We start from the raw sequence: 2,795 nt of genomic DNA on the forward strand, positions 1-2,795 counted from the left end.
CCCATCTCCCCATCTCCCCATCTCCCCATCTCCCCATCTCCCCATCTCCCCACACTTCCCACACTTCCCACACTCCCCCATCTCCCCATCTCCCTATCTCCCTATCTTCAAGCAGGAGAGATCTCAAGGGCGTTGAATAATCTTTTCCAGAACCCGCCGCTTGGCTTTGGTGTCGATACCAATTAGGCGCACATACTCACCCTTATGCTCCCCTAAGCGTTCTGTCAAAGCAGCGATCGCTTCCGATACATTGTTTTCTGGTAATGGATTCCCACTTTTCCAAGCATTATTCTTAACCCGACGCTCATTGCCGTATTCTAGGGTCAGGCGGTAACCTTGAGCCAAAAGCTCTCCAATCTGGTCTTGGGTTTCTAGATCTAATGCTAGATCTAATGGCTTTTTGCTACCGTTGTGCTGTCCTGTCTCAGAGTGATTTAACCCGTTCGCGACTTTAGGGCTAGTTGACTCACTGATGACTGGATTGGATACAGGTGCCTTGTGGTTTCCTTGAGGTTGGTCAGGGGTTGGGATATTATAATTAGTATTTGTATTAGTATTTGTATTACTTGCTTGGCTCGTCAGGGAGGGGACTTGATTGTACTCCCTAGCTAGTCCGCTGAGTTCCAACCGTTGCTGTTCAGCTTTAATCAGTTCTCCAAACTCAATTAAGCGGGAGATGCTAAAGTTTGGTGTTTCAAATTTGGGCGGTCCTTGCTTACTGTTGACTACACGAGAAGAAACTCGGTCTAGACCAATATCGTAAATAAACTTACGGATTTGTTCATCGTAAATACGCGATCGCAAAGCACTGAAGAAATCAATCGCTTGATTGTCGAAGGTATCAATCAGTTGTTCAATCTCCCCGGTAGAGAGTCCATCTTCGTGAAAGATACCACTAACAATACCAATCCGGTCCTCTCGGTTGGGCTCCCAGTAGAATTTCGCCATCCGACCATCCCGAGTCAAGGGCGCATAGAGAGTAGAAAAATCATTACCAGTGACAATAATCGGTACTCGGTGGATCGGTTGTGAGTCATAACTCCCTGGAAGTTGGACATTGGTGGGATTATCAGCAATGTTCATCAAAGTACCATGCACCAGCTGGGTATTTACCGTATATTGGGTGCGTTCATCGAACCGTCCCGCCCCAGCATCCAAGTCATTGATCATCAGCACACACATCTTACCCTTGACTCGGATCATTTCAGCGGTTTCTCGGTAGCGCAAGCGGATCAGACGGGCTGGATCCCCAGCATCTGGGCTTTCTAGCTCACCAGAAGACATATGAACCGCTTCAATGCCCATGCGCTCGAACACAAGCTCACACTGAAAGGACTTACCCTCCCCCTTCCGTCCATGAATTCCCAGAATTAGAGGCACACGGACATGGGGTATATCAAGGAAGTTTTTAGTGATGTGAACCGCCAGTTTATCGATAAACCGGGGAGAAATGTAATAGTGCTGGGACATACAAACAGGTGCTCTGGTGATAATCTCGTCAAATCCGGCAATTTTTTAGCTGTCCGGCAAAATTCATCCCACACCTAATGCGTAGCATTAGGTGTGGGATGAATTTTGCACAGGGTATTAATAAAATTGCTATAATACATTTTACTGATAAACAAAGCCGTTCGCGTAGCGTGGCCTACGGCCTTAAATGCTGGTTTGTCAGCCACCTACGTTCCTAAAAAACAGAACTTATTGTATTGTTCCGGCGCGGAGGGGCATCCCGTGTCGTTAATAAAGCTTACCGAGTATCCTAAGCGATGGCTGGAGTTGGTAAGAAGCCCACACTGTAATCTTCGGCGAAGCCGACGCTACGCGAACGATTCAGTGTGGGAGTATGTCACCCTATTGGAAATACTATTACAGTTTGTTGAAGGTTGAAGGTTTAACCTTCAACCTTCAAGATTCAACCTTCAACCTTGGCCAAAAGGCCACGCTACGCGAACAATCCAATTAACCCGATTAAACCTTCAACCTTCAACCTGATTAAACCTTCAACCCGATTAAACCTTAAACAACAAACAGTACTCAAATTGGCGTATTGGCACAATTGAGACTATTGGCTGGGCTAGGATATCCCTAAATAAGCATCAGGTACTTAAATTTTTTCTTGAGCTATTTATGGAATCTCCTGAATCCTCAAGGTTTGAACAATATTGGTGGATCCTGAAGCGACGTTGGCTACCAGCTTCCGGTATTTTTGTATCAGTTTCTGTGATTATGTCTTTGGTGGCATCATTCCAAAAGCCGGTATATGTAGCCCAAGGATTGCTGTTATTTAAGCGGCTTAATACGACGTCTTCAGTCACCGAGGTAGGTAAAGAAATCGGTATTTTACAACCTCTGGTAGACCAAAGTAATCCTCTAGATACAGAAGCCAACATCATGATGTCTGAGCCTCTGGCTCAAAAGACAATCACCGCACTAAATCTTAAAGATAATCAGGGTAAACCTTTAGCAATTAAATACTTTTTACACAATGTCAGTGTAACCAATATCCGGAAAACTGATCTTCTAGAAGTGTCTTACCAATCTCAAGACCCTAAAGAAGCAGCAGCAGTTGTTAATCAACTAATGAGTATTTATTTAGAAAATCACTTAGATTTTCAACGGACTGAAGCTGTAGCTGCTCGGAAGTTTATTGAGAAACAGTTACCTCAAGCAGAAGCTACTGTTAGTAAAACAGAAGCAGCTTTGCGTCAGTTCAAACAAGAGAATGAAGTGATATCCTTAGACGCAGAAGCTCGCTCAGCTATCGAAGTCCTGACAGATTTGCAAAAAGAAATTGC

At 44.7% G+C, this 2,795-nt stretch carries 3 protein-coding genes and 1 pseudogene; 2 read left to right on the forward strand and 2 right to left on the reverse strand.

Annotation, left to right across the window (positions count from 1 at the left end; translation table 11 throughout):
- Positions 1–123 precede the first annotated feature (123 nt).
- On the reverse strand, positions 124–1,470 hold the full coding sequence (locus tag F6K49_RS39555) for a ribulose bisphosphate carboxylase small subunit (RefSeq protein ID WP_293106103.1): 1,347 nt from the start codon (positions 1,468–1,470) through the stop codon (positions 124–126).
- A 74-nt stretch (positions 1,471–1,544) separates the two neighbouring features.
- Positions 1,545–1,676: a hypothetical protein gene (locus F6K49_RS39560; protein WP_293106106.1), complete on the reverse strand. Its 132-nt coding sequence runs from the start codon at positions 1,674–1,676 to the stop codon at positions 1,545–1,547.
- Positions 1,677–1,925: 249 nt separating this feature from the next.
- Here F6K49_RS39560 and F6K49_RS39565 point away from each other — a divergent pair, with 249 nt between their 5' ends.
- Both F6K49_RS39565 and F6K49_RS39570 read left to right on the forward strand, forming a co-directional pair.
- Positions 1,926–2,060, forward strand: coding sequence for a hypothetical protein (locus tag F6K49_RS39565; RefSeq protein WP_293066952.1), 135 nt, complete (start codon positions 1,926–1,928; stop codon positions 2,058–2,060).
- A 67-nt stretch (positions 2,061–2,127) separates the two neighbouring features.
- A pseudogene (locus F6K49_RS39570) lies at positions 2,128–2,795 on the forward strand (lipopolysaccharide biosynthesis protein); the annotation flags it as partial.

It is taken from the genome of Moorena sp. SIO3I6 (assembly GCF_010672095.1).